This is a genomic window from Actinoplanes sp. NPDC020271 (genome assembly GCF_044388125.1).
Classification (GTDB): Bacteria; Actinomycetota; Actinomycetes; order Mycobacteriales; family Micromonosporaceae; genus Actinoplanes.
On the sequence record NZ_JBIRWQ010000009.1, the window covers coordinates 163,660 to 189,557 of the forward strand.

24 protein-coding genes, 1 pseudogene and 1 riboswitch are annotated in these 25,898 nt (G+C 70.7%); of the genes and pseudogenes, 15 read left to right on the forward strand and 10 right to left on the reverse strand.

Annotation, left to right across the window (positions count from 1 at the left end; all coding sequences use genetic code 11):
• Window positions 1-11 precede the first annotated feature (11 nt).
• Window positions 12-632 (forward strand): TetR/AcrR family transcriptional regulator C-terminal domain-containing protein, encoded by a 621-nt coding sequence (locus ACH442_RS21635; protein WP_396339864.1) that lies wholly within the window; start codon window positions 12-14, stop codon window positions 630-632.
• Here the strand turns inward: ACH442_RS21635 and ACH442_RS21640 are convergent.
• From ACH442_RS21640 to ACH442_RS21650, 3 genes are read right to left on the reverse strand one after another with little or no spacing between them, the layout of a single operon-like run.
• Window positions 580-1,125 carry a hypothetical protein gene (locus tag ACH442_RS21640; RefSeq protein ID WP_396339865.1) on the reverse strand — a complete coding sequence of 182 codons (546 nt, stop codon included), beginning with the start codon at window positions 1,123-1,125 and terminating at the stop codon, window positions 580-582. The two genes, ACH442_RS21635 and ACH442_RS21640, sit on opposite strands and share 53 nt — an antisense overlap.
• 35 nt (window positions 1,126-1,160) lie before the next feature.
• The gene (locus ACH442_RS21645) at window positions 1,161-1,811 is read right to left on the reverse strand and encodes a hypothetical protein (RefSeq protein ID WP_396339866.1); all 651 of its coding nucleotides are present in this window, start codon (window positions 1,809-1,811) and stop codon (window positions 1,161-1,163) included.
• Window positions 1,812-1,864: 53 nt separating this feature from the next.
• A complete protein-coding gene (locus tag ACH442_RS21650) occupies window positions 1,865-2,455 on the reverse strand; it encodes a MerR family transcriptional regulator (protein WP_396339867.1) in 591 nt (196 codons plus the stop codon).
• A 272-nt stretch (window positions 2,456-2,727) separates the two neighbouring features.
• Between ACH442_RS21650 and ACH442_RS21655 the strand changes: the two genes are divergently transcribed.
• From ACH442_RS21655 to ACH442_RS21665, 3 genes are all read left to right on the forward strand, one after another.
• Window positions 2,728-10,131 (forward strand): LamG-like jellyroll fold domain-containing protein, encoded by a 7,404-nt coding sequence (locus tag ACH442_RS21655; protein ID WP_396339868.1) that lies wholly within the window; start codon window positions 2,728-2,730, stop codon window positions 10,129-10,131.
• Window positions 10,132-10,196: 65 nt separating this feature from the next.
• The gene (locus tag ACH442_RS21660; protein ID WP_396339869.1) at window positions 10,197-10,478 is read left to right on the forward strand and encodes a hypothetical protein; all 282 of its coding nucleotides are present in this window, start codon (window positions 10,197-10,199) and stop codon (window positions 10,476-10,478) included.
• A 33-nt stretch (window positions 10,479-10,511) separates the two neighbouring features.
• Window positions 10,512-11,426 (forward strand): GNAT family N-acetyltransferase, encoded by a 915-nt coding sequence (locus ACH442_RS21665; protein ID WP_396339870.1) that lies wholly within the window; start codon window positions 10,512-10,514, stop codon window positions 11,424-11,426.
• A gap of 450 nt (window positions 11,427-11,876) precedes the next feature.
• Here the strand turns inward: ACH442_RS21665 and ACH442_RS21670 are convergent, their stop codons facing one another.
• Window positions 11,877-12,800, reverse strand: coding sequence for an NADP-dependent oxidoreductase (locus ACH442_RS21670; protein WP_396339871.1), 924 nt, complete (start codon window positions 12,798-12,800; stop codon window positions 11,877-11,879).
• A gap of 88 nt (window positions 12,801-12,888) precedes the next feature.
• Here ACH442_RS21670 and ACH442_RS21675 point away from each other — a divergent pair, with 88 nt between their 5' ends.
• Entirely contained in the window at window positions 12,889-13,836 is a 948-nt protein-coding gene (locus tag ACH442_RS21675) for an AraC family transcriptional regulator (protein WP_396339872.1), read from the forward strand.
• 190 nt (window positions 13,837-14,026) lie between these two features.
• Window positions 14,027-14,254, forward strand: a complete 228-nt coding sequence (locus ACH442_RS21680) for an alpha/beta hydrolase (RefSeq protein ID WP_396339873.1) — start codon at window positions 14,027-14,029, stop codon at window positions 14,252-14,254.
• A gap of 82 nt (window positions 14,255-14,336) precedes the next feature.
• On the opposite strand, the gene ACH442_RS21685 is transcribed toward ACH442_RS21680, so the two are convergent.
• Window positions 14,337-14,651 carry a DMT family transporter gene (locus tag ACH442_RS21685; protein ID WP_396339874.1) on the reverse strand — a complete coding sequence of 105 codons (315 nt, stop codon included), beginning with the start codon at window positions 14,649-14,651 and terminating at the stop codon, window positions 14,337-14,339.
• Window positions 14,652-14,669: 18 nt separating this feature from the next.
• Window positions 14,670-14,737: riboswitch (guanidine-III (ykkC-III) riboswitch) on the reverse strand.
• A gap of 34 nt (window positions 14,738-14,771) precedes the next feature.
• Between ACH442_RS21685 and ACH442_RS21690 the strand changes: the two genes are divergently transcribed.
• From ACH442_RS21690 to ACH442_RS21705, 4 genes and pseudogenes are all read left to right on the forward strand, one after another.
• Window positions 14,772-15,476, forward strand: a complete 705-nt coding sequence (locus tag ACH442_RS21690; RefSeq protein WP_396339875.1) for a DinB family protein — start codon at window positions 14,772-14,774, stop codon at window positions 15,474-15,476.
• 35 nt (window positions 15,477-15,511) lie between these two features.
• Window positions 15,512-16,276, forward strand: coding sequence for a lysophospholipid acyltransferase family protein (locus ACH442_RS21695; RefSeq protein ID WP_396339876.1), 765 nt, complete (start codon window positions 15,512-15,514; stop codon window positions 16,274-16,276).
• A gap of 27 nt (window positions 16,277-16,303) precedes the next feature.
• A complete protein-coding gene (locus ACH442_RS21700) occupies window positions 16,304-16,672 on the forward strand; it encodes a hypothetical protein (protein WP_396339877.1) in 369 nt (122 codons plus the stop codon).
• A gap of 192 nt (window positions 16,673-16,864) precedes the next feature.
• Window positions 16,865-17,197 (forward strand): annotated as a pseudogene (locus ACH442_RS21705) (aldo/keto reductase); the annotation flags it as partial.
• Here the strand turns inward: ACH442_RS21705 and ACH442_RS21710 are convergent.
• Window positions 17,173-18,036 (reverse strand): helix-turn-helix domain-containing protein, encoded by an 864-nt coding sequence (locus ACH442_RS21710; RefSeq protein WP_396339878.1) that lies wholly within the window; start codon window positions 18,034-18,036, stop codon window positions 17,173-17,175. The pseudogene ACH442_RS21705 and the gene ACH442_RS21710 sit on opposite strands and share 25 nt — an antisense overlap.
• Window positions 18,037-18,163: 127 nt before the next feature.
• Between ACH442_RS21710 and ACH442_RS21715 the strand changes: the two genes are divergently transcribed.
• The 3 genes from ACH442_RS21715 to ACH442_RS21725 all read left to right on the forward strand — a co-directional run bounded on the left by ACH442_RS21715 (window position 18,164) and on the right by ACH442_RS21725 (window position 20,255).
• Entirely contained in the window at window positions 18,164-19,003 is an 840-nt protein-coding gene (locus ACH442_RS21715) for an SDR family oxidoreductase (protein ID WP_396339879.1), read from the forward strand.
• Window positions 18,900-19,730: an SDR family oxidoreductase gene (locus ACH442_RS21720; RefSeq protein ID WP_396339880.1), complete on the forward strand. Its 831-nt coding sequence runs from the start codon at window positions 18,900-18,902 to the stop codon at window positions 19,728-19,730. Before ACH442_RS21715 ends, ACH442_RS21720 begins: the two co-directional genes overlap by 104 nt.
• Before the next feature lie 222 nt (window positions 19,731-19,952).
• Entirely contained in the window at window positions 19,953-20,255 is a 303-nt protein-coding gene (locus tag ACH442_RS21725; RefSeq protein ID WP_396339881.1) for a hypothetical protein, read from the forward strand.
• 152 nt (window positions 20,256-20,407) lie between these two features.
• On the opposite strand, the gene ACH442_RS21730 is transcribed toward ACH442_RS21725, so the two are convergent.
• Window positions 20,408-20,770, reverse strand: coding sequence for a winged helix-turn-helix transcriptional regulator (locus tag ACH442_RS21730; protein WP_396339882.1), 363 nt, complete (start codon window positions 20,768-20,770; stop codon window positions 20,408-20,410).
• A 78-nt stretch (window positions 20,771-20,848) separates the two neighbouring features.
• Here ACH442_RS21730 and ACH442_RS21735 point away from each other — a divergent pair, with 78 nt between their 5' ends.
• A complete protein-coding gene (locus ACH442_RS21735; protein ID WP_396339883.1) occupies window positions 20,849-21,838 on the forward strand; it encodes a zinc-binding alcohol dehydrogenase family protein in 990 nt (329 codons plus the stop codon).
• A gap of 378 nt (window positions 21,839-22,216) precedes the next feature.
• On the opposite strand, the gene ACH442_RS21740 is transcribed toward ACH442_RS21735, so the two are convergent.
• Window positions 22,217-22,954 (reverse strand): MBL fold metallo-hydrolase, encoded by a 738-nt coding sequence (locus ACH442_RS21740; RefSeq protein ID WP_396339884.1) that lies wholly within the window; start codon window positions 22,952-22,954, stop codon window positions 22,217-22,219.
• A 199-nt stretch (window positions 22,955-23,153) separates the two neighbouring features.
• On the opposite strand from ACH442_RS21740, the gene ACH442_RS21745 reads away from it, so the two are divergent.
• On the forward strand, window positions 23,154-23,747 hold the full coding sequence (locus tag ACH442_RS21745; protein ID WP_396340030.1) for a TetR/AcrR family transcriptional regulator: 594 nt from the start codon (window positions 23,154-23,156) through the stop codon (window positions 23,745-23,747).
• Window positions 23,748-24,043: 296 nt separating this feature from the next.
• Here ACH442_RS21745 and ACH442_RS21750 read toward each other — a convergent pair whose 3' ends face one another.
• Together ACH442_RS21750 and ACH442_RS21755 are read right to left on the reverse strand one after the other, a co-directional pair.
• Window positions 24,044-25,291 (reverse strand): MFS transporter, encoded by a 1,248-nt coding sequence (locus ACH442_RS21750; protein WP_396339885.1) that lies wholly within the window; start codon window positions 25,289-25,291, stop codon window positions 24,044-24,046.
• Window positions 25,288-25,890 carry an ArsR/SmtB family transcription factor gene (locus tag ACH442_RS21755; protein ID WP_396339886.1) on the reverse strand — a complete coding sequence of 201 codons (603 nt, stop codon included), beginning with the start codon at window positions 25,888-25,890 and terminating at the stop codon, window positions 25,288-25,290. Before ACH442_RS21755 ends, ACH442_RS21750 begins: the two co-directional genes overlap by 4 nt.
• Window positions 25,891-25,898 lie beyond the last annotated feature (8 nt).

Sequence of the window (25,898 nt, forward strand, 5' to 3'; positions counted from 1 at the left end):
AGCATACAAGAATGACGGACAGCCCCAGCGCGCCGCCGCAGGCCCGTGGCCGGCGCACCCGCGACGCGATCCTCGGCGCCGCCGAGGCACTCTTCGCCGACCGTGGCCCGGCCGCGGTGAGCGTGGCCGACATCGCGGCCGCGGCCGGTGCGCACCCGAACCAGATCACCTACTACTTCGGATCGAAGGACGCGCTCTTCGTCGAGGCCGCGTTCCGGCTGCTGCTGCGCCAGGCGCAACGCCTGGAACCGATCGGGCTGCGACGGCGTACGCCCGAGTCGTTCCGCGCCGCCCTGGCCCGCACCGCGCTGGCCCTGCCCGCGGTGCCGATCGCGGTCCACGCCATGTCGGTGAGCCGGCTGCGGCCCGAGCTGCACGCCTCGGTCCAGCAGAGCCTGGCCGTGCTGTTCCGGCAGGCCGAGGGCTACCTGGTGGACGTGCTGGACCGTCGCGGCTGGACCATCGACCGGCCGGCCGACCTGGAGGTCCGTACGTTCTGGACGACCGTCTTCGGTGCGCGCGTGATCACCGAGGGCGGTTACCGCGGCGAGTCGGCCGACGTGGACCTGGCCGGAGTCCTCACCGTCCGGGCGCGGCCAGACGCCGCGCCGGCTCCGCCCGGTCGTGAGTGACCGTCGCCCACGGCGGGACGTCCGGCGTGACCGGCTCGTCGGTGCCGCCCAGGAACAGGTGGCGGTGCTCCACCGACTCCAGGTGCGCCAGGACGGCCAGGTGATCGTCGACGAAGTGCGTGATGCCGAGCCGTTCGCACACCGGCGCCTTGTCGCGGCGCTCCCGGACGAAGTGCACGTTGGTCGCCGCGATGCCCGTACGCCCGAAGAAGTGCTGGTGAAACAGCCAGGCGCGAGTGTTCGCGGCGACCTTGGGCCCGGCCTTGGACACCAGGTGCACCCGGCCGGCGAAGGTGTCCCGGGTCAGCGCGGCCAGGGCCTCGACGGCGCCCTCGACCGCGGGGGTCTCCAGTGGGCGGCTGCCGAAGAACGAGGTGTCCTCGTCGCGCCCGGCGAGTCGGACGATCACGCCGCCGATGTCGACACCCAGTGCGGGGGGCCGTTTCCGGCCGGGGCCGCGGTAGGGCTCGGGTGCCGTGGTGTGCCCGGCCATCGCGCTCCTGTGATCTGCTCGCCTCGAGACGGTCGTCATGCTCTCGCTCCGCGCGCGACCTGCCGCCGGGTCTCGTCGGCCAGCGCCGGATAAGTCGTGGCGATGATCGCGAACACGGTGTTGCGGATCGCCACGGTGGCCTCGGCCCGGCCGACCCGTGCATACATCCGGTCCAGCGTGGCGTTGTGGACCGTGCTCCGCTGCCGCAGGTAGCTGACCATCCAGCGGCGTACCGTCGCGGGGCCGGCCTCCTGCGCGGTGACCGGCTCCGCCCGCGGGCCGGGCCTGTCCCGGACGACCTCGTTGCGGTGGGCGACCGCCAGCTCGGCCAGGGCCGACATGGACATCACCGGCACCCGGACGTCGAGCGTCGCGATGTCGGCCAGCAGGTCGGCGCGCTTGGCGGCGGCCGCGGCCCGGCTGCGTGCCGATCGCCGCACGAAGGAATCCCGCCAGCGCTGCCACGGCTCGGTCCGTTCCGCGGCGACGACCCGCTCGAGCCGGAACAGTCGCATCGGGCCGGCCGTGCGGAACGCCGGGTTCGGCACCGTCCGGTCGGGCTCGCCGAGGAAGCGCCGGATCGCCGCCGCGGTCCAGCCGCGCTGGGCCAGGGCGCTACCGCTGACCCAGTCGCTGCCGCTGACCCAGTCGTCGCCGGTGTCGTGCCGCAACTGCATGTACGTCATCTTGTCATGGCGCAATGCCGGCGGCAAGGCGACGGCGGTCCGGCGCGGTGTCGTCACTCGGCCGGCGGCATCCAGCGGGCCCGTTCGGCCCGCATCGCCTCGCGCTGCTCCGGCGTGAGCTCGGCCGTCGCCGCCGAGCGACGCCGGCCCATCTCGGCCAGTTCCTCCGGCGTCAGCGACGCGGCGAACTCCTGCCGCCTGCGCTGCATCTCCTCGATCTGCTCCGGTGTCAGAGGCTGGGACATGGTGGTCATCTCCTCGATCAACTGCAGGAATGCGGTCGTCGACGGCTCGTCCATGTGGTCGAGCGCGCCGAGTACCCCGATCAGGCGGGCCCGCAGGCTGATCCCGCGCCGGATCCGCTCCTCGGTCTCGGCGAGCTGCCGCCGCAGCAACCCCTGCGGGTCACCCGCCGCCTGGCCGAGCGTGTCGCGGATCTCCGACAGGCTCAGCCCGAACCCGCGCAACGCCCGGATCACGTGCAGTTTGCGCACGTCGTCCCCGGTGTAGCACCGGTGCCCGCCCGCGGTGCGGGCCGACGGCACGAGCAGGCCGAGCCGGTCGTAGTGGTGCAGCGCCCGAACCGTCACGCGCGTTACCCGGGCCAGCTCCCCGACGCGCCACTCACGCTGGGCCTCACCCATCGGAACCCCCTTCCCGAGGTACGTCGTGAACGCTAGGACCTGACGCAGGGTCGGGTTCAAGCCCACGGCGGGGAGCGGCCGCGGCCGTACCCGGCCATCGGCTCCTGATCGTGAATCCGCGCGGACCCGGGTGGTCCCCGGCGATGCCGCTCGCCGTGGTCATCACGAGTGTCCGTAACGGACAGAGATCGCTGTACTCAAATTCGTCAATTGAGTGTTAGCGTCCTCCCGATCATGTGACTCTGTGACTTCACGGGACGGGGGAGAGCCGCATGCCGCTTGCGCGTGCGCACTTTTATTCAACCAGGACCAGAGCCGTCGGCTTCGCGACGGCGGTGCTCCTCGCGGCAACCATGGCCGACCTGCCCACCGCCGGGCCGGCCGCGGCCGCTCCGGCGCCACCGGCACCGGCCGGGCCGGTCTGTCCGGCCGATCGGGTGGATGTCGCCTCCGCGGCGATCGCGGCGAAACTCTGCGCCGGGCCGGTCGAGGCGACCGGCAAGCGGACCGAGACCACCAGGGTCTTCGTGAACGCGGACGGCACCATCACCGAGGAGCGGGCGATGGCCCCGGTCCGGGTCCGCAACGGCGCCCGCTGGGACGACGTCGACCTGACCCTGATCCGCGACGCCGACGGTGCCGTCGTGCCCCGCGTGCACGCCCGCGCGCTGCGGCTCAGCGGCCCGCAGACCGGCACCGGCCGGCACGAGGTCGTCTCGCTGGGCACCGGCGCCCAGCGGACCGGCGTCTCGTGGACCGGCCCGCTGCCGGAGCCGGTGCTGGACGGGCCGACCGCGACCTATCCCGAGGTGCAGCCCGGCATCGACCTGGTCGTCCGCGCCCAGACCACCGGCTACGAGCAGTTCTTCGTCGCCAAGGACCGCGCCGCGCTGCGCCGGGCCGCGAAGCTGAGCCTGCCGATCAGCACGGGCAAGCTCACCGCCGCCGCCGACGGCCGGGGTGGGCTCGACTTCAAGGACGCCAAGGGCCGTGTGATCGGCCGGGCTCAGGCGCCGGAGATGTGGGACGCCAAGGTCGGCGCCCTCTCCGGCATTCACGTCAACCGGGCCCCGGTCGGCCTGCGCGTCACCGGGAACAAGGCCGGGCGGGCCACCATGGAGCTGACCGCCGACGCGGACTTCGTGGAACGCGCCGACCTGACGTTCCCGGTCACCATCGACCCGCCCGCGTCCCTGCCGGTGGCGTTCGACGCCTTCGTGCAGAACAGCTACTCCAGCGACCAGTCCGGCGCCGACGAGCTGAGACTGGGCCACGTCGACGACGGCGGCTCCTACACCGCCCGCTCCTACCTGCGGTTCGCCACCACCGGCTTGGCCGGCGCCCGGATCATGTCGGCCAAGCTGCGCCTCTGGGAGACCCACTCCTGGTCGTGCACGGCGGCGTCGTGGGAGGCCTGGCGCACCGACCGGGCCGACTCCGCCACCCGCTGGACCGCGCAGCCCACCGCCCGGGAGAAGGTCGGCACGTCGACCGAGACCAAGGGCTACAGCTCGTCCTGTGCCGACTCCTACGTCTACGTCGAGGTCGGCCCGGCCCTGCAGTACGCCGCGACCGCGCAGAGCAGCGACGTCACCGTGATGCTGCGCGGCACCAGCGAGACGTCCTCGACGAGCTGGAAGAAGTTCGACTCCGCCGAGGCCGCGCACCCGCCGGTCGTCACGATCACCTACAACTCCGCACCGGCCGCGCCGACCGCCCTGGCCGTCGCACCCTGCTACTCGGCCTGCTCGGCCGGGGCACAGACCTCGGGGGTACGGCCGACGCTGTCGGCCAAGCTCGCCGACGTCAACGCCGGTCAGGCGCTGACCGCCGAGTTCGAGGTGCGCAACAAGGCCACCGCGGCCGCTGTCGCCTCCTCGGGCGTGCTCAGCGGCGGCTGGACCAACGGGTCGACCACCGCCTGGCAGCTCACCGCGGACCTGACCAACGGCACCACCTACCAGTGGCGGGTGCGGGCCAAGGACCCGGAGGCCGAGGGCGCCTGGAGCGACTGGACCGATCTGACCGTCGACACCACCAAGCCGCTGGTGCCGTTCGTGTCGGCCGGGATCTACCTCAACGACGGTCAGCCGCACGGCGGGGCGGGCCAGTCCGACACGTTCACGCTGACCCCGGCCGGCGGCACCACCGACCTGGCGGCGTTCGTGTACCGCCTGGACACCGATGCGGCCGCCACCACCCTGGCGGCGACCGGCACGGCCACCGTCACGCTCAGCCCGCGCGACGGGCAGCGCACGCTGACCGTGCAGGCCAAGGACCGGGCCGGCAACCTGTCGGCGGCCAACACGTACACCTTCTCGGCCGGCAGCGCGGCATTGGCGCAGCCGCTGCCCGGGGCCAACATCGTCAAGCGCACCAAGCTGCAGATCTTCACGCCGGTGGCCGGGTACACCCGGGCCTACTACGAGTACCGCCGCGGGCCGGGCGGGGCCACCCTGCCGGTGCCGTCGGCCAACCTGACCTCGGCGACCGGCGCGCCGATCACCGCGACGGCGGCCGTGCCGGTCACCATCGCCGGGCTCGGCGGCTATGCGATCTGGAACGCCTCGGACACGCTTGGCCTGGTCGGCGGTGTGGTCGAGGTACGGGCCCGGATCTTCACCGCGACCTCGACCGCCCCGGTCTACGACACCCCGTGGGTGCGGGTGACCGTCGACTCCAGCGGTGACGGCGGAGCCGGCGACGAGATCGGGCCGGGTGACGTCAACCTGCTCACCGGTGACCTGAGCCTGGACGCCTCCGACGCCGACGAGCTCGGCCTGACCGTCACCCGGGCCGCCTCGTCGCGCGGGCCGAACGACGGTTACGTGGCGATGCCGGAGAAGCTGACCGCCAACCAGCAGCAGGTCTCCACCGACCTGACCGGGTTCACCGTCCCGTCGACCGCCACGGCCGTCCGGTCCACCGCCCGCGGGCAGGGCGATGTGACCCCGGTCGACTCCCTGGAGATCACCCCGGCGGCGTCCGGCACGAGCAACGACACGTACGTCGCGCTCGGCGGGGACGGCGGCGCGTTGCGGCTCGGCATGCAGGCGGGACGCACGTACCGGGCCACCGCCTGGATCTACGTGCCCGCCGCGACCACCCTCGCCCCGGACAACGCCGCGAGCGGGCTGCGGGTCGTGGGCTTCTACAAGAACGGGACCGCGTACACCCCGGTGGCCTCGCCGATGGCCGCGTACACCGACGGCTGGCAGGAGCTGTCGGTCGACATGACCGTGCCGGCCGGTGCCACCGAGGCGCTGTTCCGGCTCTACAACGGCAACGTCGCCGGCAGCGGCAAGAAGGTCTACTGGGACAACGTCTCGGTCACCGAGGTGGTGGCGCCGTTCGGCCCGTCGTGGGCCGGTGGCGCGACCGGTGGCCCGGCCGAGAGCGACTACACCACGCTCACCTTCCCGTCGGCGTCGGTCGCCCGCCTCGACACGATCGGCGGCGGCTGGGTCACCTTCTCCCGCAACGCCGACGGCACCTCGTTCACCCCGGAGCCCGGCAGTGAGCAGCTGACCCTGTCCGCGCCGGACTCCGCCACCTACCGGGTCGCCGACCTGGAAGGCGCCGTCACCGAGTTCAAGCAGCAGGGCGGCGTCTGGACGGCGTCCTCCAGCTGGACCGACGAGGACAAGGCGGCCACCCGTTACGTCTACGACACCACCGGCGGCCGGCTGCTGCTCACACGCGTGGTCAACCCGGCCGACCCGGGCGTGGACACCAACGGCTGCACCGGCACGACCCTGCCGCGCGGCTGTGAGGTGCTGGAATACGTCTACGCCACCACGACCACGGCGGGCCTGAGCCAGACGGTCTTCGGCGACGTGGCCGACCGGGTCTCGGCGGTCAGGCTGTGGTCCTGGGATCCGGTGGCCGGCGCCGAGAACGCGGTCGACATCGTCAAGTACACCTACGACAACCTGGGACGGCTGCGCGAGTCCTGGGATCCGCGGATCAGCCCGGCGCTGAAGAAGACCTACGAGTACGACGCCGCCGGACGGGTCGTCAAGGCCGGCGCCCCGGGCGAGCTGCCCTGGTCGGTCGACTACGCCGCACCGGACGCGGACAGCGCCGCGCTGCGCTGGAACCTCGACGGCACCGCGGCCGATTCCTCCGGGGCCGGCCGTAACGGCACGGCCACCGGGGTCACCTGGGGCCAGGGCAACGACCCGAAGAACCCGGGCGACCAGGCCGCGGTGTTCAGCGGCGCCACCGGCGCACAGATCACCGCCGCGGGCACCGCGCTGTCGAACACCACGTCCTACACCGTCTCGGCGTGGGCGCGGATCAGCGACAAGTCGGCCAACCGCACGATCGTGTCCAAGGACGGTAGCCGTACCAGCGGCTTCTTCCTCAACTACGTCAAGGACTCGGACCGGTGGGCGTTCTCGCGCACCACCGCCGACAACGACGACTCGTCCGCGGTGCGGGCGACGTCGAACGTGGCGCCGGTCCTCGGTCAGTGGACGCATCTGGCCGGGGTCTACGACACCGCCTCGGGCAAGATGAAGCTGTACGTCAACGGGGTCCTGCAGACCACGACCGCGGCCACCGGCGGCTGGAACGCCACCGGCGGCTACGTGATCGGCCGGGCCAAGTGGGCCGGCGCGGCCACCAACCTGTGGGCCGGTGGCATCGACGACGTCCGGGTGTACGGCTCGGCGCTGAGCGACGCGCAGATCGCGACCCTGGCCGGCGACGAGAACACCGGGCGGGTCGTCCGGGTCCGGCGGGCCGCGCTCAAGCAGGGCAGCGCGTCGGAGACCGACGGCGAGACGGCGACCACCCTGGTCTACAACGTGCCGCTGACCAAGGCGGCCGGCGGACCGTACGACATGAACTACGCGGCCGTTTCCACCTGGGGACAGGCCGACCTGCCCACCGACGCGACCGCGGTGTTCGTGCCCGAGCAGGTGCCGGCCCGTAGCAGCGCGACCCCGGCCAGCCCGGGCAGCGGCGGCTACACGTACGCCGATGTCCACTACCTCAACGCGGGCGGCCAGGAGGTGAACACCGCGACCCCGGGCGGCGAGATCGACACCAAGGAGTACGACCGGTTCGGCAACACGCTGCGCACCCTGGAGTCCTCCGAGCGGGCCCTCGCCCTGGGCACCCTGCCCGGCGCGGCGGCCGACCTGGCCGAACTCGGCCTGGCCGACTCGGACACCGCCACTCGCGCCCGGGCGTTGTCCACCGTCAACCGGTACAGCAACGACGGCCTCGACCTGCTCGAGACCGTCGGCCCGACCCGGTCGATGGTGCTGGAACGGCCACTGGCCGACCCGGACAGCGGCGGTCCGCTCACCGCGCGAGCCGCGGGTGACACGGTCATCGGCCGCGCCAAGACGGTGCAGGCCTACGACGAGGGCAAGCCGGACGGCGCGACGTACCACCTGGTCACCACGCAGACGACCGGGGCGCTGATCGACGGCTACCCGCTGGCCGACGTCCGGGTCACCCGCAACGGCTACGGCGCCGAGAAGGGCGGCAGGTCCGGCTGGGAGGTCAAGCAGCCGACCAAGGTCACCGTCGAGGCGTCGCCGGGTGGGGACAGCAACACCACCTACACGGTGTTCAACGACGACGGCAAGGTGACCGAGTCGTGGGGTATCGGGTCGACCGGCGACGACGCCCGCGCCACCCGGACGGTGTACTGGACGGCCGGCACCAACAGCGCCGACAGCGCCTGTGGGGGCCGCGCCGAGTGGGCCGGGCAGGTGTGCGTCACCCGGGCCGCCGGAGCGGTCACCGGGCACGACCCGGACCGGATGACCGGCGCCCTGCCGGTCCGCCGGGTCACCGGGTACGACCGGTTCGGCGGGGAGGCCGAGGTCACCGAGACCGCGGACGGCAAGACCCGGACCACGACGTCGCAGTACGACGGCGCGGGCCGGCTGGTCCGCACCGCCGTCGAGGGTGGCCTCGGAACGGCCGTTCCGGCGGTGACGACCACGTACGAGCAGGCCGGTGGCCGCCCCGCGGTGACCACCGCCGGGACGGACGTGATCACCCGGCAGTTCGACGTGCTGGGCCGCACCGTCGGCTACACCGACGCCGACGGTGCCAAGACGATCACCGAGTACGACCGGTACGGCAACCAGGTCCGCGTCAGTGACCCGAGCGGCACGGCCGCCTACGCCTACGACCGCACGGTCGACCCGCGTGGCCTGCTGACCTCGATCACCGACGGCTCGGCGGGCGCGTTCCAGGCCCGGTACTCGCCGGACGGGCAGCTCACCACCCTGAAGTACCCGGGCGGGTTCACCCGTACCGACCGGCTGGACGCGAACCTGCAGCCGGTCGAGCGAACCTACACCCGCGACGCCGACGGCCTGGTCCTGTGGTCGGAGTCCGTCGTGGAGAACTCGGCCGGACAGCAGATCGAGCACGAGTACACCGGTGGCGGGTCGACGTTCTCCTACGACGGTTTCGGCCGGCTGACCTCGGCCCGTCAGCACAGCGACGCCACGGACGGCTGCGTCACCCGGACGTACGGTTACGACCAGCGCACCAACCGCACCGGCCGGACGACCTACGCGCCCGGCACCGCGGGCGTGTGTCAGACCGGCACGGCGTCCGGCACGACCGGGCACACGTACGACAGCGCCGACCGTCTCACCGACGCCGGGTACACGTACGACGCCTTCGGGCGTACGACGGCCACCCCGGGCGGCATGACGATCGGATACCACGCCAACGACATGGTCCGCAGCCAGGAGGTCGGCGACGCCCGGCAGACCTGGACCCTGGACCCGTCGATGCGGTTGCGCGCGTCGCTGACCGACACCAAGGCCGGCGACACCTGGAACCGCACGTCGGCGACGCTGAACCACTACGGCGACGACACCGACGAGCCGCGCTGGATCGTCGAGGACGCCGCCACCGGGCTCACCACCCGGTACGTCTCCGGGCCGGACGGTGACCTGGGCGCCTCGGTGTCCTCCACCGGCGGGGTGAAGCTGCAGCTGAGCAGCTTGCACGGGGACGTCGCCGTCACCGTCGACCTGACCGACGGCTCACCGGAGGTGTTCGACTACGACGAGTTCGGCACGCCGATGCCGGGCCAGGCCGACCTGCGTTACGGCTGGCTGGGCGCCAAGCAGCGCTCCGGCGACGCGATGGCCGACATCGTCCTGATGGGCGTGCGCCTCTACTCGCCGGCGCTGGGCCGGTTCCTGTCGACCGACCCGGTCCCCGGCGGCAGCTGCAACAGCTACGAGTACACCTGTGCCGACCCGGTCAACGGCTCCGACCTGGACGGCCGCCGGTGGTGCTGGAAGTTCTGCAGCTGGGGACGCAATCCGTACTGGCGGATGACCTTCCACGGGGTGCGCATGTTCGGCACCGTCGCCAGTTTCTGGGGCGGGGTCGGCGAGGCGCGCACCGGGTACCGGGCCCTGCGGTCCGGCTGGAAGTTCTACCGTGCGGTCCGCAAGCGCGGCTGGAAGGCCACCTTCCACCCGCTGCGCACCAAACGGCGGTGGAAGTACATCGCCGCCGGCATCGGGGGCTGGATGGGGTATCACGACTTCCGCAACGACTGGCGCGGGTTCCGCCGCGCCGCGGGAGACGCGGCCCGCCCCTGGGCCCGGCGTTATTGCAGCGGGGTACGTCGTCTGAAGCGCCGCATCTTCGGCCGGTTCGCCGGCAGCAGCTGCCGGTGATCTGATCGATGACCGTCAGGGCGGCGCCTCCCGGGGCGCCGCCCTGATCCGTCTATATTGAGATCGTGAGCATCGTGATCGACGGGATCCAGGACGGCGAGTGGGAGATCCGGCCCGACCACGACGAGGTCGAGCTGGTCTTCCTGACCGGCGACCGGCGGTACGTGGCCTGGATCCCGGTGGAGGAGATGCCGATCGTCGACCGGCTGCTGGCCGAGATCGCCGACCCGCCGCCCGGCGAGCGTCTCGACCTCAGCGCCGCGTTCGTCACGGCTCTCGGCCGTGACCCGTTCACCGAGCAGCCCGCGCCGCTGCCGTGGTACCGGCGCCTGGTGCGTCGCCGCTGATTTCTTTGACCTGGGTCAAGTATCGTCGGCTCGGTGGAGGACGAGCAGATCGAGCGGGTCCGGGCCGTCAACGGTTCGGTGGAGGGTGAGCAGATCGAGCGGGTCCGGGCCTTCAACCGCTACTACACGCAGCACCTCGGCGTCCTGACCGATCGCTACCTCGGCCAGGAACGCACGCTCGGCGCGGCCCGGCTGCTCTACGAGATCGGCGAGCGCGCCGACCTGCGAGATCTGCGGGCGCGCCTCGGGCTGGACGCCGGCTACCTGACCCGGCTGCTGCGCGGGCTGCAGGAAGAAGGACTGGTCGTCGTGCGGACCGACCCGTCCGACGGGCGGGCGCGCATCGCCGGACTGACCGAGGCCGGCCTGCGCGAACGCGCTGAGCTGGACGAACGTTCACGCCGGACGATCGCCGAATCCCTCGCCGGGCTCAGCGCCGCGCAGCGGGCCGCCCTCGTCGACGCGCAGGCCACCGTGCACCGGATGCTGCGCCTGGCCGCCGTCGCCGTCACGGCGGTCGACCCGGGTGCGGGGGAGGCCCGGGAGTGCCTGCTGCGCTACGGCGCTGAGCTGGGGACACGCTTCCCTGAGGGGTACGACCTGGGCACGCTCACCGAGCCCGCGGACATCGACGGGACGATGCTGCTGGCGCGGGAGGACGGGCGGGCGGTCGGCTGCGGCCTGTGGACCCGGTTGTCCGCGGGCGTCGCCGAGCTGCGCCACCTGTGGGTCGCGCCGGAGGCGCGGGGGCTCGGGCTGGGCCGTCGCCTGCTGACCGCCCTGGAGACAGACGCCGTTGCGCAGGGGATCAGCACGATGCGGCTCGGGACACATCGGGCGCTCGGCGAGGCGATCGCTCTCTACGGGCGTAGCGGATATATGGCGATCCCGAACGACAGCACTTCCCCCTACAACCAATTGGCGTTCGCAAAGACCCTCCTTTCCTAGAATCCTAGGACGGCTTAGGGGCAGTGCGGCAAGCCACACCGAACCCCCAAAAGCCGGCTTCGCCGACCAACAGATTTTTGGTACGCAACCGGACCTGTCACGCTCCGCCCGAGGCGCTCGTGGTCCCGGACCACGCTGAGCCGCCTGTTGCGCCCACCAGGCCGCCGCCTCGACGAAGCTTCGCCGGCGTAGATGTCGTCGGCCCGGACCGGCCCCGACCGGTCGGTGCGGCCACGCGTTCAGCGCCGTTCCGAGTGATTGCGGCGGCCACGCGTTCGGCCGGCGTTCAGCGCTGTCTCGACGACCCCGAAGCAACACCGAGCGCCAGCCAAGGAAACAGCCACCGCACCCTGAACCAGCCCGCAAGATCGAAGATCGTTGTGTCAGGTCAGCCGGCCAAACGTCGGGCCTGGTGGCCGTACCGCCCCCGGGTTCGGTACCCCCTGATCGTCACGGGACGAGAATCACCTTGCCGCGAGTGCGGCCGGCCTCCACGTCGCGGTGCAGGTCAGCCAGCTCGGACATCGCCCGGGACGCGGTGACGTCTACCTGCACATCGCCGGCGTCGACCAGCTTGACCAGGGCGGTGAGCTGGTCGGTGTCGTTGCTGGCGACGAAGTGCACGGCCCGCACCGGGGACGCGGCGGATACTTCGACCGGGACGGTCGCGGACACCAGCACACCGCCGGGCCGCAGCAGCGGCAGCAGGGCGGCCGCGTCGAGGGCGCTGCCGCCGACGAGGTGCAGGATCGCGTCGACGGGTTCGTCGAGCGCGTCGGCCAGTGGTGTCGTCGTGTAGTCGATCACGTGGTCCGCGCCCTGGCGGCGAACCGTGTCGGCGCTGCGAGGGCTGGCCGTGGCGACCACCTGCGCTCCCGCGTACCGGGCGAGTTGCACGGTGAACCCGCCGACGCCGCCGCCCGCGCCGTTGACCAGGACCCGTTTCCCAGGTGTGAGGTTCGCGTGCTCGAACACGGCCTGCCACGCGGTCAGACCGGCGATCGGCAGGGCAGCAGCGTGGGCAAGCGGAATGGCGGTAGGCGCCGTGACGAACGTGTCGGCCCGCGCGGCGACATACGCGGCAGCTGCCCCGCCGCGGTCGACGCGGCCGACCACCCGGTCGCCGGTAGTGAGAGTGGCTACACCGGTGCCGACCTCGACGACCGTGCCGGCGACCTCCCCGCCGAGCGTGAGCGGCAGGTCCAGCGGTAAGAAGGCGCGCAGCAGCCCGCGGCGCAACCCGATCTCCGAAGGGTTGAACGAGGTCCCGGCGACCTCGATCAGTACCTCATCCGGACCGGGCACCGGCCTCGGCACATCGTCGTCGCAGATGACGGAGGCGTCGCCGTACTCGTGGATTCGCATCGCTCTCATGCTTTGAACCTAAAGCGACCCTGAGGGGACGAACCATGCTTGGAAAGCCTTCTTTCATACCCGACCGTCCCGCCGATACGCTCGGCACGTGGACGTACTGAGCGACGTGATCACCGTCATGCGAACCGGCCGACCCAGCTCCGCACGGCTGGCATGGCACGCGCCATGGGCTCAGCATTTCGCGTCGATACCCGGCTCCGCCGGCTTCCAGGTCATCCTGCAGGGGCCGTGCTGGCTCATTTCGCCCGACGGCATGCCACTACCACTGGCGACCGGAGACGTCGTGTTCCGACCCCACGGCCGGGGGCACCTGCTGGCCGACAACCCGTCGACGCCGGCGCCGCCCGAGCCCGCATGCGACCCGAACGACCCAGGCGCCCCGCGCGGGCCGGTCGGCGACGACCGTCTACTCGATGCCCCCACCACCGTCACCGTCTGCGGCGGCTACCGGCTCGACCCGACCCGGACCCACCCGCTGCTCGGCGACCTGCCGGAACTCGTTCACCTGCCCGCACACCTTGGACGAAACCCGGGACTGCGCGCCACAGTGGAACTTCTCGCCTCCGAACTGGAACAGCCCCGCCTCGGCTCGGACGCGATCGTTCTCGCCCTGCTCGACACGCTGTTGTTACAGATCCTGCGCGCATGGCTGGACCAGCAGTCGGCACACGGCACCACCAGGGGCTGGGCCGCGGCGCTCAACGATGCGCCGACCGCCGCCGCCCTGCACGCGATGCACCGTGATCCAGCCCGTCCGTGGACCGTCGCAGCGCTGGCCGCCGAGGCCGCGCTGTCGCGGACGCCGTTCGCCCGCCGCTTCACCGCGCTGGTCGGTCAGCCACCGCTGACATACCTGAGGTGGTGGCGGATGACCACCGCGGCGCGGCTCCTGCGGGAGTCGGACGTCCCGCTCGGCGCGATCGCCACCCAGACCGGCTACGCCTCAGAGTTCGCGTTCGCCGGCGCGTTCAAGCGGCACCACGGCACCGCTCCCGGCCGATACCGCCGGGCGAGTATTGCCGGCGCGCGGGATTGATTCGGCCGCTGGTGCCAATCGCGGCCACCTCGGGTCGCGCTCGAAGGCCTTGAAGCGCGGGCTCTATGCAAAACCCATCGTCATGGCATCAGCCGACATCGGTATCCCACCCACCCTGGGGGAAGTTCCGCTGGTCAGTATGGCGGGAAACGACAAGATCGTGCCCGGGGCCTGTGGATGGAGCGCCGGTGTGGACACTCCGGTGGTGGGGGCGTTGCTGGTGACGCCGCCGTACATCGAGGAGGTGCCTCGGCGGCCTTTGCCGATCCGGCCGGTTCTGGTGGCGAGCCGGGATGATCCGCGTGCGGTCTTCGCCGAGCAGGAGCGGTTCGGGTGGGTGTGGGGTGTCGAGCTGGTCGACGCCGGGAGGGGCGGGCATCTGGATTCGGCTGCCGGGTTCGGTCCGTGGCCGCGGTGAGGAGTTGCTCGAGCGCTTGTCGACTGCGGCCGGTTGACGCCCGCGACTGCCCGGGGCGTCAGCCGGCGCGGCCCCGGGGTGGTCAGTGGGCGTATTTGAGGCCGACGACCCCGCCGACGACCAGGAGCAGGCAGAGGATGCGGGCGAGGGACGCGTTCTCGCCGAGGGCGACCATGCCGATGATCGCGGTGCCGACCGCGCCGATGCCGACCCACACGGCGTAGCCGGTGCCGACCGGGATGGTGCGCAGCGCGTAGCCGAGGCCGAGCATGCTGAGCACGATGGCGACGCCGAAGATGCCGGTGGGGACGGGTTTGCTGAAGCCGGCGCTGCGGTCGAGGGCGATGGCCCAGACGGTTTCCAGCAGGCCGGAGATGACGAGGACGAGCCAGGCCATGGCGGACACACCTCTTTCAAGGCGGTCGTCTTGTCAGGCCGGGTACGACGCGCAACTCGTCCGGGACAGCCGCGTTGCGGTGTCGTGACAAACCGTAGCACCGCCTGTGAGGATGGCATCGTGACCGAGTTCATCAACCAGGACTTCTCAGGTGCGTGGTTTCGTAACGGCTGGTTCGAGGGGGCGCGGTTCCGGGGTGCGTATCTGGTGGACGCGGAGATCGACGGGGAGATCCGGGGTCTGCGGGTCAACGGGGTGGAGGTGGCGCCGCTGGTCGAGGCGGAACTGAACCGGCGCTATCCGGAGCGGGTGAAGATGAAGCCGGTCGACGCGGACGGTTTCCGGGAGGCGTACGCGATCCTGGAGCGTCTGTGGGCGGGCACGGTCGAGCGGGCGCGGGCGTTGCCGCCGGAGTTGTTGCACGAGCGGGTGGACGGGGAGTTCTCGTTCATCGAGACGTTGCGGCATCTGGTGTTCGTCACGGATGCGTGGGTGTTGCGGGCGGTGCTGGGTGATCCGTCGCCGTACTGGTCGTCGGGGCTGCCGCACGACGAGATGCCGGCGATGCCGGGCGTGATCCCGGCCGACCGGTCGGCCCGGCCGTCGTTGGACGAGGTGCTGGTGGTGCGGCGGGAGCGGGCTGTGGCCGTACGTCAATTGCTCGAAGATTTTGATTTTGATGGGGTGACGACGCCGGTGGACGCGCCCGGGTATCCGCCGCCGGCGGCCTATCCGCTGCGGCGGTGTCTGGGGGCGATCGTGAACGAGGAGTGGGAGCACCGGTTGTTCGCCGAGCGTGACCTGGATGCGCTGACCGGGCGGTAGATACCGGTGCGCGGGCGTGCCATCATGGCCCGCCTATGGAGACGTCGACTACCTGGCGGCCGCCGCTGTTGTGGCGGTTGCTGCTCGCCCTGTCCCGTGTGGTGATCGCCCCGTTGTGCCGGTTGCGGGTGCGGGGGAGTGTTCCGGAGGCGTTGCGGCGCGGGCCGGTGATCCTGGCCGCGAACCACATCAGCCCGTTCGATCCTCTGGTCATGGTCGCGGCCTGTCACAAGGCGGGGATCGCGCCGCGCATCATGATCACCGGTGGGGTGTTCGACGCGCCGGTCGTGGGTGCGGCGATGCGCGCGTGTGAGCACATTCGCGTCGATCGGGGCAGTGCGCAGGTGGCGGAGGCGTTGCCGGCGGCGGCGCAGGCGTTGAAGGACGGGGCGATGGTGCTGGTCTACCCGGAGGGGCGGATCGGGCTGGACCCGTGGATGTGGCCGGAGCGGGGCAAGACCGGGGTGGCGCGGATGGCGGCGCTGACCGGTGCGCCGGTGTTGCCGGTGGCGCAGTGGGGTGCGCACGCGGTGCTGCCCTACGAGGCGCCGAAGAACATCGGCCGGGCGTTGCTGCGGGCGTTGCTGCGCCGCCCGGTGGTCACTGTGGGTTTCGGTGAGCCGGTGGATCTCACCGCGGTGTCGGGAACGCCCGGCGCGCAGGCGATGCGCGCGACCAGGCTGATCATGGAGGGGATCGACGCGGCTCTCGCGCCGCTGCGGGCCGGGGAAATGCAGCTTCCGCGGTACGTCGACACGTCGCGCCCGGCGGACGGTTCGCGCGTGCGTCCGCGGCCGTGAGTGGGTTGCTCTGGCAGGATCGGCGTCATGGTGAAGGGTCGGATCGTCGCGGAGAGTCTTCGTGCCGGTGCCGCGCTGGTGGTGCCGGGGCTGGAGTTGACCCGGGTGTCGCGGGTCGCGGTGTCGGCGCCGGGGCCGGGTCAGCCGGAGGTGTGGACGTTGCTGGACGTGGCGGCGCCGGCGGAGCGGGCCGAGGAGCTGGCGGCGGCGTTGAGTGCGGCGCTGTCCCCGGAGGGCGGCTGGTATGCCGATTTCCGTTCCGGTGGTGATCATGTCGTGGTCTTCGCGGGGCGGATCTTCCGGTACGTCGTGGGTGACGCGGCGGCTCGGTCGGAGGCGGTCGCTCACGGCCGGTCGCTGGGTGTCCCGGAGGCGCAGTTGGACTGGGGCCCGTAACGATCCGTCCTAGGATGGCTTAGAGGCAGTGCGGCAAGCCGCACCGACACCCCGAAAAGCCGGCTTCGCCGACAGCACAAGATTTTGTTTCGTTCAGCTCACCCATCGGCTCGCGGTCCGTGACGCTGGATGACCTGCTCCCAGCAGCAGCTGCCCTGGCCGAGCGCCTGGAGGGATGCCTCGACGGGCTGGCCGGTCGCGTCGGTGCAGAACCGCTATAACCTCGGCGACCGGCGGGCCGAGCAGCTGCTCGATTTCTGCACGCGGGAGGGCATCGCCTTCATCCCGTGGGCGCCGGTCGACGCGGGCTCGCTCGCCCGCCCCGGCGGGCCACTCGACGCGGTGGCCCGCAAACTTCCCGGCGTCACCCCAGGCCAGCTGGCCCTGGCCTGGTTACTGCGGCGCTCGCCGGTGATCGTGCCGATCCCGGGGACCTCGTCGGTGGCCCACTTGGAGGAGAGCCTGGCCGTCGGGGACACCCGGCTGACCGACGAGGAGTTTCAGGCGTTGTCGCGGGCGGCGTGATCGCTGTCCCCAGCCCGTGACCACGACGGGCCGGTCAGGGTGGCAAGCAGGGTCAGGCCGTCGGCGGACGGGCTTCCCGGCTCGGCGTGGTAGAGCACCAGCTGCAAGCTCTCCGCGCCGACCAGGGTCAGCTTCTGCCGGTGCAGCCACAGCTCGCCGACCTGCGGATGCTGGATCATTCCGGCTCCGGTGCCGCCGCGGCCGATGTCGTGGCGAGCCCACAGCGTGCGGAAGTCGTCGCTCTTCAAAGAGAGCTCGCCGATCAGCGCATGCAGCCGCGGGTCATCGGTGTCGTCGCCCGTCTCGGCGCGCAGCTGAGCGACGATGCCGGGCAGGTTCTCTTGCAGATCCGGGTGGAACTTGCGGGCTTCCGGGTCGGTGAATAGGGCGATCAGCCGGTTCACACCGGGGCGCATCAGCGGCGAGAGCGCGATCGCAAGGCTGTTCGCGGCAAGTACGTCTCGGTAGCGGTTGACCACGAAAGCCGGGACGTTGAGCGTGGCCAGCAGCATGGTGAACCCGTCCGGCAGCTGCTCGTCCGACTGGGCCGGGCGGCGGCGGGGCCTCGGCCGGGCGAGCCGTGCCAGGTGTGCCGCGCCGTCGGCGTCCAGCTGCAGGACCCGCGCCAGCGCTTCGACGACCTGCATCGACGGCGTACGGTCGCGGCCCTGTTCCAGCCGCAGGTAGTACTCCGCGCTGATCCCGGCGAGCATCGCCACCTCCTCGCGGCGCAGCCCCGGAACGCGCCGCAGCCCACCGCCGGGCAGTCCCACATCGGCCGGCCGGACCAGCTCGCGGCGGGCCCGCAGGAAGTCACCCAGCGCATTGTTCACATCCACACCACCACCGTAGGCGCTGCGCCGCCGCGGTGACTGTTCCCGCTGCTACCAGGAACAACGGGAACCTCCCAGACCGCCGGAATCCGGCGCACAGTAATCGCAGGACCTCACGGAAGGCAACATCATCATGGCAGTACGGACGTGGTTCATCACCGGCATCAACAGCGGTTTCGGCCGGCGGATGACCGAGCAGCTCCTCGACCGTGGCGACCGGGTCGCCGGCACGGTGCGCAAGCCCGGGTCGGTCGACGACCTGCAGAACAAGTACGGCGAGCAGCTCTGGGTCGCGCACCTGGACGTCACCGACCTGCCCGGCGTGCGGTCGACCGTCGACCGGGCGTTCGCCGAGCTGGGCCGCATTGACGTGATCGTCAACAACGCCGGCTACGGGCTGTTCGGCGCCGCTGAGGAACTCACCGACGAGCAGGTGATCACGCAGATCAACACGAACCTGCTCGGCTCGATCCAGGTGGTCCGGGCAGCGCTGCCGCACCTCAGGGCGCAGGGCGGTGGACGTCTGATCCAGATTTCGACGTACGGCGGTCAGGCCACCAACCCGGGCGCCTCGCTCTACCACGCCGGCAAGTGGGGCATCGAAGGCTTCATGGAGGGCACCGCGCGCGACGTGGCACCGTTCAACATCGGTGTGACCATCGTCGAGCCCGGTGGGGCACGCACCGAGTTCCGCTTCGACAGTCTGCAACTGGCCGAGCCGCTCGCCGCGTACGACGGCACCCCGGCCGCGATGGTCCGCGGCGCCAAGGACCGCAGCCGTCCTCCGCTGGGCGACCCGGCGAAGATGGCAGCGCGCATCATCGACAGCGCCGCCCAGGAACCGGCCCCGCTGCGCTTGGTGCTCGGCAGTGACTCGTACCGCTTCGTCACCGCTGCCCTGCGCGAGCGGCTCGCCCAGATCGAGCCGCAGCAGGAGACGGCCGCGTCCACCGACTGGACCGACCAGCAGTGACCGATCTGTCGGGCAAGCTCGCTCTGATCACCGGCTCCGCCCGGGCATCGGCCGGGCGATCGGTCTGCGGTACGCCGCACGGGGCGCCGACATCGTGATCAACTACGCCCGGGGGGAGGTGGCCGTTGAGCAGACCCGCACGGCCGCCGCGGCCCTCGGCGTGCGTGCCGTCGCCGTCCGCACCGACGTGGCGATTGTCGACGAGGTTCGACAGCTGTTCGCGACGATGAGGCGCCCCGACATCGTGGTGGTCAACGCCGGCCTGGAGCACTCCGGCTTGCCGGTCACCGAGTTCACCGAGGAGCAGTTCGACAGGATGTTCGCGGTCAACACCAAAGGCGCTTTCTTCACCATGCAGGAGGCGGCCCGGCACGTCGCCGACAGAGGCCGGATCATCTACGTCAGCTCGAGCACGACCGGCTATCCAATGCCTGGATACGCCCCTGCACGGCGGCAGCAAGGTAGCGCCGGAGTACCTGGTTCGAGTCCTCGCCCACGAGGCGGGTCCTCGGGCGTCACCGTGAACGCGATCCTGCCGTCCGCAACCCAAGGCGCCGGCCTGCACACCGACGCTGGACCCGACGCGCCCATCCGGGCCTTCCTGCACGATTTCAATCCGATGGGCCGGATGGGAACGGCCGACGACGTGGCCGAGTTCTTCGCCGGGCCGCTCTCGTCGTTCGTCAGCGGCCAGTCCCTTACCGTCGCCGGCGGCGCGCTCGCCTGAGCCCACCGTCGCGCGCACCGAAAGACCCCGTCGTGGCTGGCAAACCACGACGGGGTCTCCTTCTGTAATGGCCAGTCATCTGCCTCATGCCTGACGACCCGGCTCCCCTCAACGGCGAGAGCGACTGCGCCAGTGGGTTGGCGGCGAGCACGTCGCGGTAGCGGTTGACGACGAAGGCCGGCACGTTGAACGTGGGCAGCAGGATCGCGACCCCGTGGGCATGTGTTCGACGGATCGTCCTTCGGTGCGCCGCGACGGTGGGCGGGCGAGATCCGCGAGGTACGCAGCGCCCTCGGCATCCAGCTTCAGCACTCGCGCCAGCGCTTCCACGGCCTGCGCGGGCGGGCTGCGATCACGGCCCTGCTCCAGATCATCGGCAGCGCCGCCCAGCACCCGGGGCTAATGCGACTGGTGCTCGGCTCGGTTGCGTACCGGTTCGTGACGGCGGCGGTGCGGGAGCGGCTGGCGCAGGTCGAGCCGCAGGAGTCGGCCGCCGCGTCGACCGACTGGGTCGAACCGCAATGACCATCGTGTCCGGTCAGGTGGCATCGGGCGCGGACATCGGCCTCGACTACGCCCGGGACGAGCCGGCCGCGTAGCCAGAACCGCAAGGATGTTTGACGGTTACGTCAAAGATGTCCGTGCATGGATGGCCGGATAGGTCCTGGTCTTGTCGGTCAGGCGAGGACAGGAGGAGCCGGGAAGCGGTCGATGTTGGCGACGACCCAGGTTCGCAATGCCGCGAGTGGCTGGCAGGCGTCGGCGCCCAGCGGGGTGAGCGAGTACTCGACGTGCAGCGGGACGGCCGGGTAGACGGTGCGTTCGATCAAGCCGTGCTCCTCAAGTCTGCGCAGGGTGGCGGTAAGCACCTTGGGGCTGATGCCTTCAAGCCGGGCGCGCAGGACGCCGAAGCGCTGCGGACCGGCCTCCAACGCGCCGAGGGCCAAGGCGCTCCACTTGTTGGCCAGCAGGTCGAGCATGTCGCGGCAGGGGCAGGCGGCCGCGTACACGTCGTGTGGTTTGCCGCAGGCGGTCAGCATGGCCTCCATCCTAGTAGTAACCAAAGGGAACTAGTATCCCTTGCCGGTAACTAGGGCTGTGCGGATACCTTGCTGGTCATGAGTGAAACCATGGCAGCCGTCGCTTACCGCGAGAGCCTTCCGATTACCGATCCGCGGAGTCTGCAGGACCTGACCCTTCCGAAACCCGAACCCGGCCCGCACGACCTGCTTGTGCGGGTCGAGGCGGTTTCGGTGAACCCGGTCGACGTCAAGGTCCGCGCCGGCAGCAACCCGCACGGCGAGGCGAAGATTCTCGGCTGGGACGCCGCCGGCGTGGTGGAGCGGGTGGGCGACGCGGTGGGGCTGTTCCGTCCGGGTGACGAGGTGTACTACGCCGGCTCCATCGCCCGGCCCGGCTCGAACGCCCAGTTCCAGGCAGTCGACGAACGGATCGTCGGCGCGAAACCGGCATCACTGGACTTCGGCGCCGCTGCTGCCCTGCCATTGACGGCCTTGACGGCGTGGGAGTCGCTGTTCGAACGGTTCCGGCTGACCGAGACGAGCACCGGCCGGCTGCTCGTGCTCGCGTCGGCCGGGGGTGTCGGGTCGATACTCACCCAGCTGGCCCGGCAACTCACCGACCTCACTGTCATCGGCACGGCCTCGCGCGCCGAGTCCCGGCAATGGAGCCTCGACCACGGCGCCCACGAGGTGATCGACCACCGCACCGACTATCCCGGCCTTGCGAACACGATCGACTACCTGTTTTCGCCGAACTCCGCGGGCATGGAGGAAACCTTCGCCGACCTCCTCCGCCCGTACGGCGAGATCGTTGCGATCGACGAACCCTCGCTGGACCTGCGCCCGCTGAAGAGCAAGAGCATCACCTGGCACTGGGAGCTCATGTTCACCCGCGCTCTGTACGACCAGGACAGCACAGCCCAGCACGAGATCCTGACGACCGTGGCCGGTCTGATCGACAAGGGTGTTCTGCGTACCACCGAGACCAAGCGCTACGACGGCATCACCGCCGCGAACCTGCGCGATGCTCATGCCCATATCGAGTCGGGCTCGGCGATCGGCAAGACCGTGCTGATCGGCTTCTGACCGATCGCACTCCACCAGCCTGGCCGGTGGCGTCATCGATCGCGGCGATCGACCCGAGGAAGCCAGTGTCTGCGCGAGACGCCAGCCAGCTGGGCGGAGCTGAGCAATCCGCACGCGGTGATCGGATGCGTGCGGCCCCTCGATCTCGACTACTGCACTCGAGGCGTCCGGATCAACGCGGTCGCGCCGGCATTCACCCGCACCGACATGACCGCCGGTGTCGCCGCCACCGTCCGGCGACTGGGGCCGTGCGCCCACTACCGACCGCTCGACGTCGTCGCCACCATGCTCGGGCGGCGGTGGATCGGGCAGTCGATCGAGGTTCACCCGGGACGCAGAGATCGGCCGTCGGCCCAGCGGCCGATCTCTGCGGGCGGCTCACGGCAGTCTGGCGTCGGCCCACGTGTCGTCGTCGGTGATCCGGCGGAACGACGGCTCCATCAGGTGGGCGGCTGCGATGACGATGCCCTCCCTCTTTGCCCGGGTCAGGAGCCGGTCGCGCGTGTCGGTGGCGAGTTCACGATCGACGTCGGTCATGAAGTGGATGTGCCGATCGGTCAGCTGACCGGGCAGTTCGATCAGATCGCCGGTGAACCACAATTGTTGCCCGCCCGATGCCAAGACGATCACGACGTGCCCGGGAGTGTGCCCAGGCGTGGCCATCACGCTCAACCCGGGGAACACGTCGTGCTCGCCGGTCCCGTACGTCCGAAGAATACCGGCCTTCTCCGCTTGCTTCAGGAGTGTGCGGGCGGGGTCGTCATCCGCCACGCCGTCGACCAGCAGCGCCCAATCGTCGGCACCGTAGTAGACGGTCGCATTCGGGAAGAACGGAACGTGATCCTTCATCAGCCATCCGACATGATCCAGGTGCAGATGCGTGATGAGGATGCCGTCGATCTCCTCGGGCGCGACTTCTGCGGCGGCCAGTGCGGAGGGCAGATCGCCGGCCTTCGCCATGTATGCCGGCGGGTTGCTCAGCCCGTTCGCCTCGGCCAGCTGAGACGGGAACGGCATGGTCAGCGGGCCCGCCCCCGCGTCGATAAGGAATGTGCCGGCAGGTCCCTGCACGAGATGGGCACCAATTCGGATCTGGTACGTGCCGTGTTCGCTCAACAGTCCTGGGAACCTCTCGAAGTCGGCGCCCGGGTAGGCGGACGGTGGGAGGTTCGAGACGCCGTCGACGAGGACGGTGACGGTGTACTCACCGATCTTGATCTTCTCGGCCATGATGCCCTCTTCCCTGAAAAATATGTCAGTCAGTGACTCTATGACGGTGACTGACTATAGGGCTAGGCTGTCTGTCGTGGAAGAGATGAAGCGCACGGGTGTACGGGCGCGAATGCGTGAGGCCATCCGCGCGGAACTCGTCGCCGCAACCATCCGGTCGATCGACGAGGTGGGATTCGCGGCGACGACCGGTGGTGCGGTCGCGGCGGCCGTGGGTGTGTCGGAGCGGACGTTCTTCCGCTACTTCGCTACGAAGGAGGACGCCGTCCTCCAGCCGATCGAGGATCTCGGCCCGTCCATCGCGGCGGAGTTGCGGCGCCGCCCCGCCGAGGAGTCGCCCCTGCGGGCCTTGCGGGCGGCCTTCGATGTGGCCGTTGGGTGGGTCACCGCTGAACCGCGCACGATGGCAACGGTGATGCGCCTCAACCGCTCCGAACCGGCACTGCGCGGACGCCACCTCAAGCAGCAGGATGCCTGGGTCGGCATGCTGGCTGAGGCCATGGCCGAGCGGCTGGGTCAGCCGCGCGACTCGCCGGACATTCGCATGCTGTGCGCGGTGATGATGCTTTGCTGGGAGCGATCCCTGGTGAGGTGCTTCGACCGCGACGACTTCAGCGCATCGGGAGAGGAGCTCAACGCGGGCATCGACGAACTGCGCGCCTTCTTTACGGCCGCCTGATCACAAGACAAATCTGGCCGTCAAACTGCTGGACGACGTGTTCGACCAGCAGTTGACAGTGTTCAGCGCCCGGCATCCGGTGGTCGTTGCAGACGCGCGACGAGCTGAACATCGCGTGGCGTAAACCGCGTCGTCCCGAAGACCTGCGACGAGCCGGCGACGAACGGGGCCCGAGCCGGATGGCATGGGCGCTGAGCCGGCATCGTGGCGACCTGACATACGACGAGGCGCCCGTCGACCACAGCGGCGGGCACGCCCTCCGGCGCCGGAGGGCGTGCCTTACCACCACCCTTTGCTCAGGTGGCGGCGTTGCTCATGAGGTCGGTTGCTTCGAGGGATCGGATTCGCAGGATCGGTGACGGTAGGAGCCAGAGCACGGAGAGTGCGCCGCCGGCGGCGGCGGTCAGCAGGCTCGGTCGCATGCCGATGACGGTGGCGAGCAGGCCGCCGACGAGTGCGCCGGCGGGGCGTACGCCGTAGTTGATGGTGCTGAAGGCGCCGGCCGTGCGGCTTCTCATGGTGTCGGGCACGACGGTGGTCTGCAGCGAGTTGAGGTTGATGTCGAAGAGCATGACGCCGAAGCCGGAGATGAACTCGGCGGTGGCGAGCGCGCTGAAGCGCACCCCGAGCGGGCCCGCGGCGGTGGCGATGAGGGCGGTCGGTGCGGCGTAGAGCACTACGCCGACGGCGATGGTGCGGCCGACGCCGAGGTGTCGGGAGATCCGGGGAGCGGTGACCGCGCCGATCAGGCTGCCGATGGCTCCTATGCCGAGGGCCAGGCCGATGGTGCCTGCGGACAGTTCCAGGGTGCGGCTGGCGAACAGTACCGTCAGCCCGGAGGCCATGAAGGTGAAGAAGTTGACGGTGGTGCAGCAGCCGAGGCTTGCCCGCAGGATCGGATGGCTCACCACGAGGCGCAGGCCCTGCCGGGCGCGGGTCAGGACGGGTGGTTCGGCGCTGGGCACGGCCGGGGGTTCGTCGACGCGGATCCGTCCGATCAGCAGCGCGGAGACCAGGAAGGAGAGGGCGTCGGCGAGAACGGCGATCGGTGCGGTCAGCGTTTGGACGAGCGCGCCGCCGATGGCCGGCCCGGCTACGTAGGACACGGATCGGCTGGTGCTGAGTTTGCTGTTCGCGTCGATGTAGGACCGGCGTGGTACCAGGCGGGCGAAGAAGGGTGCGTAGGCGTTGTTGAACAGCATCCCGGCGGCGCCGGTGATCACGGCGACGGTGTACAGGTGGCCGAGGGTGACGGTGTCGAGCAGGTAGGCGATCGGCAGGGTGGCGAAGGCGAGTGCGCGGGTCAGGTCGGCGGCGACGAGCAGCCGGCGTTTGCGGCGTTGTTGGTCGACCCAGGCGCCCAGGAGGATTGCCAGCAGGTTGGGGGCCCAGATGAGGGCTGTCAGTGTGGCTACTTCGGCGGTGGAGGCGTGGAGCAGCCCGGCGGCGATCAGGGGGAGGGCCAGTTCTGAGATCCGGTCGCCCAGCTGGGACAGCGATACGGCGCCCCACAGGCGGAGGAAGCCTGCGTCGCGCGTACTCACGCCGGTCTTTCTGTCTGGTCGTCGGTGGCTTCCGGTAGGACGTAGCGCATCAGCCGGACGGTGCGGCTTCCCGGTGGGCGTTCCCGGGCCGGCCGGGTCACGTAGGGCGCCAGGACGTGCTCGATGGCGTCTTCGACGGCTGCGAGTTCGTCGGTGGTGAGGGCGAGGCGGGTGGTGGCCAGCCCGCCCGCGTTGCGCCATTGCGGTGGCAGGTGCGGCTCGACCTCGGTGATCCAGTGGCGGGGCAGGTCCGCGTGTCGCAGGAACATTTCCTGGGTGAGGGCGCGTGCCGCGGTGGCTGCGGTCTCGTCGCCTTCTGGGGCTCTGAAGCGGAAGCCGCGGCCGGCCGGTTCCCAGCGTCGTTGCCGGCGGTCGGGGCCGGGTTCGGCGTCGCGTACCAGGCCGAAGGTGGCGAGGTGGCGCAGGTGCCAGCTGGTCACCGAGGGGGTGGCTCCGACGTCGGGCGCCAGTTGGGTCGCGGTGGCGGGGCCGTTGCGGTGGAGGGTTTCGAGGATGGCGAGTCGTACGGGGTGGGCGAGGGCGCGCATGGCCCGTGGGTCGGTGATCTCGGTGTCGCCGAGGGGGTTGGAGCCAGCCATGACTTGAG